General features: G+C 55.2%; 14 protein-coding genes. 9 read left to right on the top strand and 5 right to left on the bottom strand.

From position 1 onward, the window contains the following. Positions 1 to 288 precede the first annotated feature (288 nt). Positions 289 to 846, top strand: a complete 558-nt coding sequence (gene ves, locus USF70_RS04495; RefSeq protein WP_023311280.1) for an environmental stress-induced protein Ves — start codon at positions 289 to 291, stop codon at positions 844 to 846. On the opposite strand, the gene cho is transcribed toward ves, so the two are convergent. Together cho and nadE are read right to left on the bottom strand one after the other, a co-directional pair. Continuing rightward, positions 824 to 1,702, bottom strand: a complete 879-nt coding sequence (gene cho, locus USF70_RS04500; RefSeq protein WP_320735316.1) for an excinuclease Cho — start codon at positions 1,700 to 1,702, stop codon at positions 824 to 826. The genes ves and cho overlap by 23 nt on opposite strands. 178 nt (positions 1,703 to 1,880) lie before the next feature. Continuing rightward, positions 1,881 to 2,708 carry an ammonia-dependent NAD(+) synthetase gene (nadE, locus tag USF70_RS04505; RefSeq protein WP_045887767.1) on the bottom strand — a complete coding sequence of 276 codons (828 nt, stop codon included), beginning with the start codon at positions 2,706 to 2,708 and terminating at the stop codon, positions 1,881 to 1,883. A gap of 232 nt (positions 2,709 to 2,940) precedes the next feature. Here nadE and osmE point away from each other — a divergent pair, with 232 nt between their 5' ends. The 7 genes from osmE (at position 2,941) to chbG (ending at position 8,791) form a co-directional block, all read left to right on the top strand. Then, complete coding sequence (gene osmE / locus USF70_RS04510; protein ID WP_010430142.1) at positions 2,941 to 3,285, top strand: osmotically-inducible lipoprotein OsmE; 345 nt, start codon at positions 2,941 to 2,943, stop codon at positions 3,283 to 3,285. Between the two features lie 281 nt (positions 3,286 to 3,566). Next, complete coding sequence (chbB, locus tag USF70_RS04515; protein WP_008500676.1) at positions 3,567 to 3,884, top strand: PTS N,N'-diacetylchitobiose transporter subunit IIB; 318 nt, start codon at positions 3,567 to 3,569, stop codon at positions 3,882 to 3,884. Positions 3,885 to 3,963: 79 nt separating this feature from the next. Then, complete coding sequence (chbC, locus tag USF70_RS04520; RefSeq protein WP_023311283.1) at positions 3,964 to 5,322, top strand: PTS N,N'-diacetylchitobiose transporter subunit IIC; 1,359 nt, start codon at positions 3,964 to 3,966, stop codon at positions 5,320 to 5,322. A 47-nt stretch (positions 5,323 to 5,369) separates the two neighbouring features. Next, positions 5,370 to 5,717: a PTS N,N'-diacetylchitobiose transporter subunit IIA gene (gene chbA, locus USF70_RS04525; protein ID WP_023311284.1), complete on the top strand. Its 348-nt coding sequence runs from the start codon at positions 5,370 to 5,372 to the stop codon at positions 5,715 to 5,717. A gap of 5 nt (positions 5,718 to 5,722) precedes the next feature. Continuing rightward, positions 5,723 to 6,565, top strand: a complete 843-nt coding sequence (chbR, locus tag USF70_RS04530; RefSeq protein WP_071884835.1) for a transcriptional regulator ChbR — start codon at positions 5,723 to 5,725, stop codon at positions 6,563 to 6,565. Positions 6,566 to 6,674: 109 nt separating this feature from the next. Further along, complete coding sequence (locus USF70_RS04535) at positions 6,675 to 8,030, top strand: 6-phospho-beta-glucosidase (RefSeq protein WP_033145267.1); 1,356 nt, start codon at positions 6,675 to 6,677, stop codon at positions 8,028 to 8,030. Between the two features lie 11 nt (positions 8,031 to 8,041). Next, a complete protein-coding gene (chbG, locus tag USF70_RS04540; protein ID WP_320735317.1) occupies positions 8,042 to 8,791 on the top strand; it encodes a chitin disaccharide deacetylase in 750 nt (249 codons plus the stop codon). Positions 8,792 to 8,893: 102 nt separating this feature from the next. Here chbG and katE read toward each other — a convergent pair whose 3' ends face one another. After that, on the bottom strand, positions 8,894 to 11,143 hold the full coding sequence (gene katE / locus USF70_RS04545) for a catalase HPII (RefSeq protein WP_320735318.1): 2,250 nt from the start codon (positions 11,141 to 11,143) through the stop codon (positions 8,894 to 8,896). 86 nt (positions 11,144 to 11,229) lie between these two features. Between katE and cedA the strand changes: the two genes are divergently transcribed. Next, positions 11,230 to 11,586 (top strand): cell division activator CedA, encoded by a 357-nt coding sequence (gene cedA / locus USF70_RS04550; RefSeq protein ID WP_072196682.1) that lies wholly within the window; start codon positions 11,230 to 11,232, stop codon positions 11,584 to 11,586. Positions 11,587 to 11,634: 48 nt separating this feature from the next. On the opposite strand, the gene tcyP is transcribed toward cedA, so the two are convergent. Both tcyP and USF70_RS04560 read right to left on the bottom strand, forming a co-directional pair. Continuing rightward, positions 11,635 to 13,026, bottom strand: a complete 1,392-nt coding sequence (gene tcyP, locus USF70_RS04555) for a cystine/sulfocysteine:cation symporter (protein ID WP_008500667.1) — start codon at positions 13,024 to 13,026, stop codon at positions 11,635 to 11,637. A gap of 127 nt (positions 13,027 to 13,153) precedes the next feature. After that, positions 13,154 to 13,744 (bottom strand): metal-dependent hydrolase, encoded by a 591-nt coding sequence (locus tag USF70_RS04560; RefSeq protein WP_014883483.1) that lies wholly within the window; start codon positions 13,742 to 13,744, stop codon positions 13,154 to 13,156. Positions 13,745 to 13,791: the final 47 nt, after the last annotated feature.

Consider the following 13,791-nt stretch of genomic DNA (forward strand, 5'->3'; position numbering starts at 1 on the left):
TCTCTTAAGACCGCCGGGATCCTGTCCACAAAAGCGCAACCGCTGTGGACAGGACCGGCGGTTTTTCTTTCCTGCCCTCTTGCCTGCCGCCGCCAGCGCGGTATCCTCCTGTAGTCGTTTCAGAGAATGTTTGCAGAGTCATGGCGTTAGAATTTTTATTAACGTTCAGCTAAGGCCTGCCCGCTCTGCTGCCGATACTGTTTCTGTGAATACCCAACGATAACAAACAAGACAGCAACGATAGCGATATCCTTGCCCTGGCACGGGTTGTGCCATTCAGGAGTGGTGATGGAGTTCTTTGATATCCGTAAGATGCCGGTCAGCCTCTGGCGCAATGGTGCTGGCGAAACGCGTGAGATTTGCTGCTTCCCTCCCGCGACGCGCGATTTTCACTGGCGTGCCAGTATCGCGACGATTGCCAGCAACGGCGAATTCTCCTCGTTTCCCGGTGTTGACCGGGTGATTACCTTGCTGGAAGGGGGAGAGGTGACGCTGGACGCGGGTCAGGCGTTCTCCCATACCCTCAAGCATCATCAGCCCTACAGTTTTGCCGGCGATCTGCCGGTGAAAGCGCTGCTTTCAGATGGGCGGATGGCGATGGACTTTAACATCATGACCCGGCGCGACTGCTGCCGGGCGAAGGTGCGCGTTGCTGACCGAACCTTCACCACCTTTGGCTCACGCGGAGGCGTGGTGTTCGTGCTAAGCGGGGCGTGGCAGCTGGGCGATAAATTGCTGACGGCCGATCAGGGTGCCAGCTGGGAGGAGGGTACCCATACGCTGCGTCTGCTGGAGGCTCAGGGCACCTTATTGTTCAGCGAAATCACGTGGCTGCCGGGTCATTGAGCACAATGATCTCAAACTTTCCTGCCAGGACCGGTTTACAGAGAATTTTGTAGCCATCGTGGTCAAATCCGGCGGGCGTGCGCAGCAGGGTTGCCGCGTCGTTGATGTCGTCGACGGCGCCCAGCCAGAGCCAGTTGTTGACGATGTGATACTGGGTCATAGCCTCGCCCACTTCTTTTAGCGCAACGGCGCTTTCCCAGGGCCAGCAGTTCACGCTGATGGCCGCCAGACCGGTGAGAAGCCGGGCGTGATGCGCCTCAACGCTCTCTTTCCCGCAGCACGCACCGGCGCAGCGCTTCAGCGCGGATCGAAAACAGGCGCGTCCCCGGGTGGTAGCCTCCAGACCTAAAAGGCTGTAGCAAAGCTGTAAATCGTCCGCCAGCGTTTGCAGCGCCTGGAGCGCGGCGCGTTTATTGGCGAATAGCCCATAGAGATTCGGGGCATGAGAAAAATCGACGTCGCGCGCGTAGACGACCTGCGGCCTGCCATCGTTTATCTGCAGCGAGCAGAGCTGACGGTTGCGGCGCAGGCGCTTATTGAACAACGGCTGTTGTTCTTTTATCAACCGCGCCTCCAGCAACAGCGCGCCCATTTCTCCCGCCGTCTGGAACCAGGAAATGCGTCGCGACTGGCGCAGCATGGCGGCCTCGTCCGACGTACGGAGATGGGATAACACCCGACTGCGAATGTTAACGCTCTTGCCGATATAGAGCGGCAGGGTATCGCTTTCACCGTGAAAGATGTACACGCCCGGCTGTTTAGGCAGCGCCTCAAGCCAGGGGCGAAGGTGCTCGGGATATTCGTAGATAGCCGCCGCTTCAAATTCAAGACGCGGGGCGGATTGACGCCTGCTCACATACTGCTCCATATACTGTTCAGGCATACAGTGTAGCAGGAGTGTGATGGTTAAAAAAGAGCCGGGTGGCGGCTACGCCTTACCCGGCCAGGACGTGCGGCCTGATGCCTTCACCCCAACCCTCTCCCACGGGAGAGGGCGCAAACATTAAAAGCGGTAACCTGGTTACCGCTTTGCTTTATTTTTTCCAGAAGTCGTCAAACACCGTAATTGGCGTGTGGCGCTTGTGCTCGGTTTTCAGATACCAGCCTTCGATGATTTTCGCGGTCCGTTCATCCAGCTTTTTGCCTTCCAGATAATCATCGATGTTGTCATAGGTGACGCCAAGGGCCGCTTCATCCGGCAGGGAAGGGCGATCGTCTTCAAGGTCCGCTGTCGGCGCTTTCTTATACAGATGCTCAGGACAGCCCAGCGCGGCCAGCAGCTGCTTACCCTGACGCTTGTTGAGACGGAAGATCGGGTTAATGTCGGTGCCGCCGTCGCCATATTTGGTGAAGAAACCGGTGATCGCTTCTGCCGCATGGTCGGTGCCGACGACAACGCCTTTGGTCATCCCGGCGATGCTGTACTGCGCTTTCATGCGCTCGCGGGCCTTCTCGTTGCCGCGAACAAAATCGCTCAGCTCAATGCCCGCTTCGCGAAGCGCCTGCTCGCTTGCCAGCACCGAGCCCTTAATATTCACGGTCAGCACGCGGTCAGGCTGAATGAAGGTAATGGCATCCTGGCAATCCTGCTCGTCCGCCTGTACGCCATAAGGAAGACGTACCGCGATAAACTGCAGTTTCTCATCGCCCGTCTCTTCGCGAAGCTCTGAAATCGCCATCTGGCAGAGTTTACCGGTCAGGGTAGAGTCCTGGCCGCCGCTGATGCCCAGCACCAGGGATTTCAGGAAAGCGTTCTTTTTTAAGTACGATTTTAAAAAATCCACGCTGCGGCGGATCTCTTCATGTGCATCTACCGTAGGCTTCGCGCCCAGTGCCTGAATAATCTCTTGTTGCAGAGCCATCACGCCCTCCATATGCAGTACATAAACAGAATGTGTTAGCTGTTAAAACTAACCCTTTGGGCGAGAAACGACAAGGATCACAGTTTCGAGTGCGCTAATTTGCGCCGATTTAGCAGGTTATCGTTGTTTTATTAGAATTTTCCGAAATTCGTCTGGCGTAACTCACAAAGTTGAACAATAGTACTTTTTATCCCATGCTTAGATAACACGCTGATAAACAAGAGGACGGAATATGAACAAGAACGTAGCAGGAATTCTTAGCGCAGCGGCGGTACTGACTATGCTGGCAGGGTGTACGGCTTACGATCGCACTAAGGATCAGTTTACGCAGCCCGTAGTAAAAGACGTTAAAAAAGGGATGACCCGTTCGCAGGTGGCTGCGATTGCCGGTAAACCTTCTTCTGAAGTGACCATGATTCATGCGAAAGGGACCTGCCAGACCTATATCCTGGGTCAACGTGATGGTAAGGCAGAAACCTACTTCGTCGCCCTGGATGATACCGGTCATGTGATCAACTCCGGCTATCAGACCTGTGCTGAATACGACACCGATCCGCAGGCACCTAAGGCGCAGTAACCCTGCTTGCCTGAGGATGTTAACAAACCGGCCCATGGGCCGGTTTTTTTATGCATCAGAAAATCTTATTTCTTTGTGCGAATTATTTGCCCGAAATGTGAAGGGAGTCAACAAGCCAGGTCAATGAGAGACAATTTGAGTCTATCCAGAATTATCCCCTGTCTGTACCATTGCGTATACTCACTCCAACGATAAACAACAGTACGCAAGCTACCTGTCTGCCGGGACAGCGAGTCGAGTGATAGCGCGATGGCAGGTAGTCATACAAGAGGGAAATCACGATGGAAAAGAAACATATCTACCTGTTCTGCTCAGCGGGCATGTCAACGTCGCTTCTGGTGTCAAAGATGCGTGCGCAGGCTGAAAAGTATGAAGTCCCTGTGGTGATTGAAGCGTTTCCAGAGACGCTGGCGGGCGAAAAAGGCCAGACAGCAGATGTTGTTTTACTGGGGCCGCAAATTGCCTATATGTTGCCCGAAATTCAACGACTGTTACCCAATAAACCGGTCGAAGTGATCGACTCGGGGCTGTACGGCAAAATTGATGGTTTAGGTGTTCTTAAAGCTGCTGTGGCAGCCATTAAAAAAGCTGCTAATTAATTTTTATTTTTCCCGTCAAAGAGTTATTTCACACACAATACGCCGTAACATGCGTTACGGCATTTAAGGGTATTTTCCTATGAGTAAAGTCATCGCTTCACTTGAAAAGGTACTCCTTCCTTTTGCTGTTAAAATAGGAAAGCAGCCTCACGTTAATGCCATCAAAAACGGCTTTATTAAATTAATGCCGTTGACGCTGGCCGGGGCCATGTTCGTTTTAATTAACAACGTTTTTCTGAGCTTTGGTGAAGGTTCCTTCTTTTATTCATTAGGAATTCGGTTAGACGCTTCCACTATTGAAACCCTTAATGGTTTTAAAGCCATTGGCGGCAACGTCTATAACGGTACGTTAGGGATTATGTCGCTGATGGCGCCTTTCTTTATTGGGATGGCACTGGCAGAAGAGCGTAAAGTGGATCCGCTGGCTGCCGGGTTATTATCCGTTGCCGCCTTTATGACCGTAACGCCTTATAGCGTGGGTGAAGCCTATGCCGTTGGCGCCAACTGGCTGGGCGGGGCCAACATCATCTCCGGTATTGTTATCGGCCTGGTGGTGGCAGAAATGTTCACCTTTATTATCCGCCGCAACTGGGTTATCCGCCTGCCGGATAGCGTACCGGCTTCCGTTTCTCGTTCATTTTCCGCGTTGATTCCAGGCTTCATTATTCTCTCCATCATGGGGATTATCGCCTGGGCGCTCTCCCACTGGGGCACTAACTTCCACCAGATCATCATGGACTCTATCTCTACGCCGCTGGCGTCGATGGGTGGCGTGGTCGGTTGGGCGTATGTGATTTTCACCTCTCTGCTGTGGTTCTTTGGCGTGCATGGTTCACTGGCACTGGCCGCGCTGGACAGCGGGATTATGACCCCCTGGGCACTGGAAAACGTTGCGCTTTACCAGCAGTACGGCTCCGTTGACGCGGCGCTGGCAGCGGGTAAAACCTTCCATGTGTGGGCGAAGCCGATGCTTGACTCCTATATCTTCCTGGGCGGTACCGGGGCGACCTTGGGTCTGATCATCGCGGTCTTTATTGTCTCTCGTCGTGCTGACTACCGTCAGGTCGCGAAGCTGGCGCTGCCATCAGGCATCTTCCAGATTAACGAACCGATTCTGTTCGGTCTGCCAATCATCATGAACCCGGTAATGTTCATTCCGTTCATCCTGATTCAGCCGCTGCTGGCCGCGATCACCCTGACGGCGTATTACATGGGCATCATTCCACCGGTCACCAACATTGCGCCGTGGACCATGCCGGCGGGCCTGGGCGCCTTCTTTAACACCAACGGTAGCGTCGCGGCCTTCCTGCTGGCGATATTCAACCTCGGGATTGCCACCCTGCTGTACATGCCGTTCGTGGCGATTGCCAACAAAGCCGCCACCATTATTGATGAAGAAGAGAGCGAAGAGGATATTGCCCTCTCACTGAAATTCTAAGATTGACCGGCGCGGGGAAGCCCGCGCCAGCCACAAGGAGCTTAAACATGTTAGATTTGGATAGTATTGTCGCAGACGAAGCCGTCGAGAACGATCTCGAAGAAGTGGTGATGGGGCTTATCATCAACTCCGGACAGGCCCGCAGCCTGGCCTATGCCGCACTGAAGCAGGCCAAGCAGGGAGATTTCGCCGCGGCGAAAACCATGATGGACCAGTCCCGCACGGCGCTGAACGAAGCGCACCTGGTGCAGACAAAGCTGATTGAAGGCGATCAGGGCGAAGGGAAGATGAAGGTCAGCCTGGTGCTGGTCCACGCGCAGGATCACCTGATGACCTCGATGCTGGCGCGTGAGCTGGTGGCGGAGCTTATCGAGCTTCACGAGAAAATGCACTGAGTCGGATTTCGCAGCAGGAGGTCAGCACGATGGAAATTAAAACCGCACTTGAACAGCAGCTGTTTAACGGCAAAAATTTTCACGTGGTTATCTACAACAAGACGGAGAGCGCCAGCGGTCTGCACCAGCATGACTACTACGAGTTCACGATTGTTCTGACCGGCCGCTACTACCAGGAGATCAACGGTAAGCGCGTCCTGCTTGAGCGAGGGGATTTTGTCTTCCTGCCGATGGGGTCTTATCACCAGAGCTTTTACGAATTTGGTGCCACCCGTATTCTGAATGTGGGCGTCAGCAGACGCTTCTTTGAGAAGCACTATCTGCCGCTGGTGCCGTTCTGCTTTGTGGCCTCCCAGGTCTATCGGGTCAAAAACGAGTTTATGACCTGGATTGAAACGGTTATCGCCTCGCTTAACTTCCGCGACAATGAATTTGATGAGTTTATTGAAACGGTGACCTTCTATGTGATGAACCGGCTGCGCCATCATCGTGAGGAGCAGCAGGTGACGGATGATATTCCACAGTGGCTGCGCAGCACCGTTGAGCTGATGCACGATAAAGGCCAGTTCAGCGAAAATGCGCTGGAAAATATGGTGTCACTGTCGGGAAAATCCCAGGAATATCTGACCCGCGCGACGCAGCGCTATTATCGTAAAACACCCGTGCAAATTATTAATGAAATCCGCATTAATTTTGCCAGGAAACAGCTGGAAATTACCAACTACTCTGTCACCGATATTGCGTACGAGTCAGGATACAGCAGTCCCAGCCTGTTTATTAAGACCTTTAAGAAATTGACTTCATTCACACCGAACAGTTACCGGAAGAATTTAACGGTAATTAATTAACTTTCGGCGGATTACCCGCCACAAATATTGCTTTAATGGCTTGCCCAAATAGCGGGAAGAGTACGCTATACCTTGCAGGCGATTAACCTGATACGCTAAGGGAGATATTATGCAGAAGAAATTAAAAGTCGTAACCATTGGTGGCGGCAGCAGCTATACCCCGGAATTACTTGAAGGTTTCCTGAAACGTTATCATGAATTACCGGTCAGCGAATTATGGCTGGTAGACGTTGAGGAAGGTCAGGAAAAGCTGAATATTATTTTCGACCTGTGCAAGCGCATGGTGGAGAAAGCGGGCGTGCCTCTGACCGTGCATAAAACCCTGGACCGTCGTCTGGCGCTGAAAGATGCGGATTTCGTCACCACCCAGCTGCGCGTCGGCCAGCTGAAGGCGCGCGAGCTGGACGAACGTATCCCGCTGAGCCACGGCTATCTCGGGCAGGAGACCAACGGCGCGGGCGGCCTGTTCAAAGGCCTGCGTACCATCCCGGTGATTTTCGACATCGTCAAAGACGTACAGGAGATCTGCCCGAACGCGTGGGTGATTAACTTCACCAATCCGGCCGGGATGGTGACCGAGGCGGTCTATCGTCATACCGGTTTCAAACGCTTTATCGGCGTCTGTAATATTCCGATTGGTATGAAGATGTTTATCCGCGACGTGCTGGCGCTGAACGACAGCGACGATCTCTCCATCGACCTGTTCGGCCTGAACCACATGGTGTTCATTAAAGACGTGATCGTGAACGGAAAATCGCGCTTTGCCGAACTGCTCGACGGCGTGGCTTCCGGTCGGCTGACGGCGGCATCGGTGAAAAACATCTTTGACCTGCCGTTCAGCGAAGGGCTGATCCGCTCGCTGAATCTGCTGCCGTGCTCGTACCTGCTTTACTATTTTAAGCAGAAAGAGATGCTGGCCATCGAAATGGGCGAGTACTATAAGGGCGGCGCGCGCGCGCAGATCGTTCAGAAAGTCGAGAAGCAGCTGTTCGATTTGTATAAAGATCCGAACCTGAACGTCAAACCGAAAGAGCTGGAGCAGCGCGGCGGGGCCTACTACTCCGATGCGGCGTGCGAAGTGATTAACGCCATCTACAACGACAAGCAGGCGGAACACTATGTCAACGTGCCGCACCACGGCCATATCGACAATATCCCGGCTGACTGGGCGGTCGAGATGACCTGCATCCTGGGACGCGATGGCGCTAAACCGCATCCACGCATCACCCACTTCGATGATAAGGTTATGGGCCTGATCCACACCATCAAAGGCTTTGAAGTGGCGGCAAGCAACGCGGCGCTGAGCGGCGAGCTCAATGACGTGCTTCTGGCGCTGAACCTCAGCCCGCTGGTGCATTCCGACCGCGATGCGGAGCAGCTGGCCAGCGAGATGATCCTGGCGCATGAAAAATGGTTGCCGAACTTTGCCGCCACCATCGAGAAGCTGAAGTTCAAACACCACTGAGAGGACGCACAATGGAAAACCTGCTGATCGTTAATGCTGATGATTTTGGCCTCTCGAAAGGTCAGAACTACGGCATTATTGAAGCCTGTCGCCGGGGTGTTGTGACCTCGACCACGGCACTGGTGAATGGTGAGGCGGTTGAACACGCGGCGCAGCTGAGCCGCGAGGTGCCGGAGCTGGGCGTCGGCATGCATTTTGTGCTGACGCTCGGGATGCCGCTTTCGCCCATGCCGGGCCTGACGCGCGACGGCCAGCTGGGCAAATGGATTTGGGAACTGGCGGAGCAGGGCGTTCTGCCGCTCGAAGAGATTGCCCGCGAGCTGGAGTGTCAGTTCAACCGCTTTGTTGACGCCTTTGGTAAGGCACCGACGCACATCGACAGCCATCACCACGTGCATATGATCCCGGCGATTTTCCCGATTGTCGCGGAGTTTGCGCAGCGTAAAGGCGTGGCGATGCGCGTGGATCGGGAGGCGCGCGGCGTTCCCGACTGCGACGTGACCACCACAGAGGGGTTCAGCAGCGCATTTTACGGCGACGAGATCGACGAAGCGCTGTTCCTGAAGGTGCTGGATGAGTCCGCCGCTCGCGGTGAAAAGTCCGTAGAGGTGATGGCGCACCCGGCGTTTGTCGATAATACGGTGCGGAAAAGCGCCTACTGCTGGCCGCGCCTGGCGGAGCTGGACGTGTTGACGTCGCCGTCGCTGAAATACGCGATTGCCGAGCGCGGGTATCGGTTGGGGACGTTCGGGGATCTTTGAGATACAGCCCGGTGGCGAGGTAAAAGCAAAACGGTAACCTGGGTTACCGTTTTTATTGTTTTCTCCCTCTCCTGTGGGAGAGGGGCGGGGTGAGGGTATTTTTTACGCCGGGATCTGGTCAATCTTACTGCTGCGCGACCAGACGCGGTGCGCGGCGAGCAAATCAAACAGCTTCGTCATAAAGGCATCGTCAACGTTGTCGCCCTCGACAATACCGTCCTCACCCTGATCTGCCACCTTCAGCTGTGCCTTAAACCGTCGCGCGTCGCCGGACAGCGCGATCGGTTTCAGGTGCTTGTAGGCTTCCAGCAGATAATACACCGCGTCACCGTTGGTCAGCAGGTTGTCAATATCCCCGCACGGCACAATCACCGCATCGACGGTCAGCGATGGCGCCCCGGCAAAGGTCGCCGCCACCGGCAGCACGGAGCCGTCATCGGCGGTCACTTCCCCCATGCGGGAATAAAGCAGTTTCGCATGCACGCCCTGGGTCTTCAGCGCCTGCATGATCCCCAGCACGTCGCTGGCGCGGGTTTTGTCGTTCAGCAGGATGGCGACCACGCGGCCTTTAATCGAGCCACCCGGCACGGCATACAGGCTCAGCGACGGATCTTTCTTCACGCCGTTAACCTCTTTAGGCGGGGCAAGGTTGCGCTGCTCGTCGGTCAGCGTAATGCCCAGGTTATCCGCAACGCTCTGGGCGAGCTGAATATCAATGCGCGCCAGCTGATCGACGACCCGCTCGCGGATGTAGGTACGCACCACTTTGCTCAGCTCAAAGCTGAAGCCGCCGATAATGTGCTGTTGCTCAATCGGCGTCTGGCTGTTCCAGAACAGGCGAGGGTGGGCGTAATACTCGCCAAACGACGGGCTGCGCTCGCGAATTTTGTTGCCGTCGACACGCTCCTGGTACGATTCAAATCCACCGCGTTTAGGCGCCGGAGGCGTTTCGCGCGGCCAGTTATCGTTGATGGAGTTCGGCTCATAGTTTGCCGGATTGGTATCAATATCCTGACGATGCATCCCGTCGCGCTGGAAGTTATGGTAAGGGCAGGTTGGGCGGTTAATCGGAATTTCGTGGAAGTTCGGCCCGCCCAGACGGCTGATCTGCGTATCGGTATACGAGAACAAGCGACCCTGCAGGAGCGGATCGTTGGTGAAGTCCAGCCCCGGCACGATATGCCCCGGGTGGAATGCGGCCTGTTCGTTTTCGGCAAAGAAATTATCCGGGTTGCGGTTGAGCACCATTTTACCCACCAGCTGAACCGGCACCAGCTCTTCCGGGATCAGCTTCGTCGGGTCAAGCAGGTCGAAATCGAACTTAAATTCGTCCTCTTCCGGAATGAGCTGCAGGCCCAGCTCGTACTCCGGGAAGTCGCCCGCTTCGATGGACTCCCACAGCTCGCGGCGGTGGAAGTCCGGGTCGCGACCGGTCAGCTTCTGCGCCTCATCCCACACCAGGGAGGCTTTACCCGCCACCGGCTTCCAGTGGAAACGGACGAACGTGGCTTTACCCTCGGCGTTGATCAGACGGAAGGTATGGATGCCAAAGCCTTCCATGGTGCGATAGCTGCGCGGAATGCCGCGGTCTGACATCGCCCACATCACGTTGTGTAAGGTTTCAGGCTGCAGGGAGACATAGTCCCAGAAGGTGTCGTGCGCGCTTTGTCCCTGCGGTATGGCCCAGTGGGGCTCCGGTTTTACCGCATGGACAAAGTCAGGAAATTTATGCGCGTCCTGAATGAAGAACACCGGGGTGTTATTGCCCACCAGATCGAAAATACCCTCTTCGGTATAAAACTTGGTGGCAAAGCCGCGGATATCCCGGACGGTATCTGCCGAACCCGCGCCGCCCTGTACGGTGGAGAAGCGCACAAATACCGGAGTGATTTTGTCCGGATCGGAGAGGAAATGCGCTTTGGTGATCGCTTTCAGGCTCTTATAGGGCTGGAAGTAGCCGTGCGCAGCGGAACCGCGCGCGTGGACGATGCGTTCCGGTATCCGCTCGTGGTCGAAATGGGTGATTTTTTCCCGCAGGATAAAATCTTCCAGCAGGGTTGGCCCGCGCGCGCCTGCGCGAAGGGAGTTCTGATCGTCAGCAATGCGCACGCCCTGATTGGTGGTCAGCGCAAAACCTTCGCCGCCTTTGCGGTGCGGCTCAAGCGATTTCAGCTTCTCGTTTCCCGTGTCCGGCGACTTCATGCTTCCCGGTGCGGTAGGCTGTTCGCCCGGTGCAGAGGGGCCAGGGGAGGGGCGGTGAGAGCCGTCAGCAGGGGCGAGAGAGTCCATACCCGGTTGAGATTCCTCAGTGCCATGAATCGGTGATTGATGTGTTTTATCTTTGTTCGACATTGCACGCTTCTCCTTTATCCATTGCTAAAAACCCTATTAAGGATAGAACAATGTCGCGGGATGGCTCGCGAACTAAGAGTTTTCACATGCCGTCATTGACGAAAGGAGCCTTCTCGCCCACTCGGGGCGCGACGGAAGGCAGCAGGATCGGCTATCATAGAATTTTCCTGCTTCAAGAATTTGCTTTAGTGAACCAGTCGCTTATGAAACCTCTTCGTCAACAAAACCGCCAGGTTATTAGCTATGTGCCCCGCGTTGAGCCCGCGCCGCCTGACCATGCCCTGAAAGTGGAGGGTTTTCGCGATGTCTGGCAGCTTCGGGGGAAATATGTGGCCTTTGTGCTGATCGGCGAACACTTCCGCCGCTCGCCCACGTTTACCGTGCCGGAGTCAGCGCAACGGTGGGCGATGCAGATCCGCCAGGATGAAGAGGTTGAGGAATAACAGCCATAAAAAAACCGCCATCAGGCGGTTTTTTTATTTCGACCGTAATTAACGGTGCGCCAGCTCGGCGTCGTCTTCACTTTCCAGAATCGCTTTGTCGGTCTGCTTCAGCCACTGGCTGGTCAGCGTACCGGCGGTCATGGAGCCGCTCACGTTCAGCGCGGTACGGCCCATGTCGATCAGCGGTTCAACGGAGATCAGCAGCGCGACCAGCGTCACGGGCAGACCCAGCGCAGGCAGCACAATCAGCGCGGCGAAGGTTGCGCCACCGCCAACACCCGCAACGCCTGCGGAGCTTACGGTAACAATCCCGACCAGCGTGGCGATCCAGACCGGATCCAGCGGGTTAATCCCAACGGTAGGGGCAACCATCACCGCCAGCATCGCCGGGTACAGACCCGCACAGCCGTTCTGACCAATGGTGGCACCAAAGGAGGCAGAGAAGCTGGCGATGGATTCAGGCACGCCCAGACGACGGGTTTGCGCTTCAACGTTCAGCGGAATAGACGCGGCGCTGGAACGGCTGGTGAAGGCAAAGGTCAGTACCGGCCAGACTTTACGGAAGTATTTCAGCGGGCTGACGCCGTTTACGCCCAGCAGGATGCCGTGCACCACGAACATAATGCCCAGACCCAGATAAGAGGCGACAACGAAGCTGCCCAGCTTAATGATGTCCTGCAGGTTAGAGCCGGCAACCACTTTGGTCATCAGCGCCAGCACGCCGTAAGGCGTCAGCTGCATCACCAGACGCACCAGCTTCATCACCCAGCTTTGCAGGGTATCAATCGCGGTCAGCACGCGTTCGCCTTTAGGCGCGTCGTCTTTCAGCAGCTTCAGCGCCGCTACGCCCAGGAACGCGGCGAAAATAACCACGCTGATGATTGAGGTTGGGCTCGCACCGGTCAGGTCAGCAAACGGGTTCTTCGGAATGAAGGAGAGCACCATCTGCGGCACGGTCAGGTCAGCCACTTTACCAACGTAGTTGGTTTGAATCGCGGTAAGACGCGCCGTTTCAGCGGTACCCTGAACCAGACCTTCTGCGGTCAGGCCAAACAGGTTGGTGACCAGCACACCCACCAGCGCGGCAATCAGCGTGGTGAACAGCAGCGTACCAATGGTCAGGAAGCTGATTTTTCCCAGCTGGGTCGCGTTATGCAGGCGGGCAACGGCGCTCAGAATAGAGGCGAATACCAGCGGCATAACGATCATCTGCAGCAGCTGGACATAGCCGTTACCGACGATGTTGAACCACTGAATAGAATCTTTCAGAACTGGATTATCGGAGCCATAAATTGCCTGTAACGCCAGACCAAATACGACACCCATGGCCAGACCAACCAGCACTTTTTTCGCCAGGCTCCACTGTTTGTGGCGCGCCTGCGCGAGAAGCAATAGCAATACAACGAACACAACGACGTTCGCGATGAGTGGAAAATTCATCCCCGTTCTCCTGATTTATTATTGGGTCGGTTTTTACCGATCCTGTTGGCGGAAGGTTAGCAGAAGTGTGATGTAGCGCTTATATCCAAATGGAATGGGTTATGACAAATAGGATAATTTTGTTGGTTTACTGTTCAATCTGGTGATGAATAAAGCGATTGAACTGAAATTGCAGCGAATTAATCATCTGGGATGACCAGCGAACTGCACTGTTTTCGGGCAATGTTTGCGGCATCCAGACGGCATAAGCAAATAGCGCCATGCACAATACGCGCTCAAGCTGGTTCCCTTTCTGCGGTGCGAGGATCGGAAAGCGGAAACGCCAGCGGCAGGGCCAAAGCAGCGGCACGCCCGCAGGCGTCAGCATATCGGCGAGAATATGGCTTAAATAGCCCAGCACCATCCCCTGGATGGCATCGGCGGGGACTATCCAGCTTTCGGGCACCTTCAAATAGAAAAGCGTCAGCAGGCCAAACACGGCCAGCAGGCTGTGCGTAAACCCCCGATGGCCGAACGCGCGGGCGATGGGTTTCGACACCCACTTCAGGCGTTGTCCGAGGAAAGATTTGGGGTGGTCAATGTCGGGCAGCAGACAGGTCAATACGGCGGAAGGGACAATATGCCACCAGTCCCCCTGCGCCAGCACGGGGGTGAGTTCAGCGTTTTTGGCAAATACTGCGCACGCAATAGAAAAAAGCAGGTGGCCTTCCGCCGTCATGATAAAACCCACAAAACTGTCAATTCATACAGTATAGGGTTTTTATA

The sequence above is a fragment of the Enterobacter sp. 237C8 genome (assembly GCF_034106865.1).
GTDB classification, from domain to species: domain Bacteria; phylum Pseudomonadota; class Gammaproteobacteria; order Enterobacterales; family Enterobacteriaceae; genus Enterobacter; species Enterobacter asburiae_B.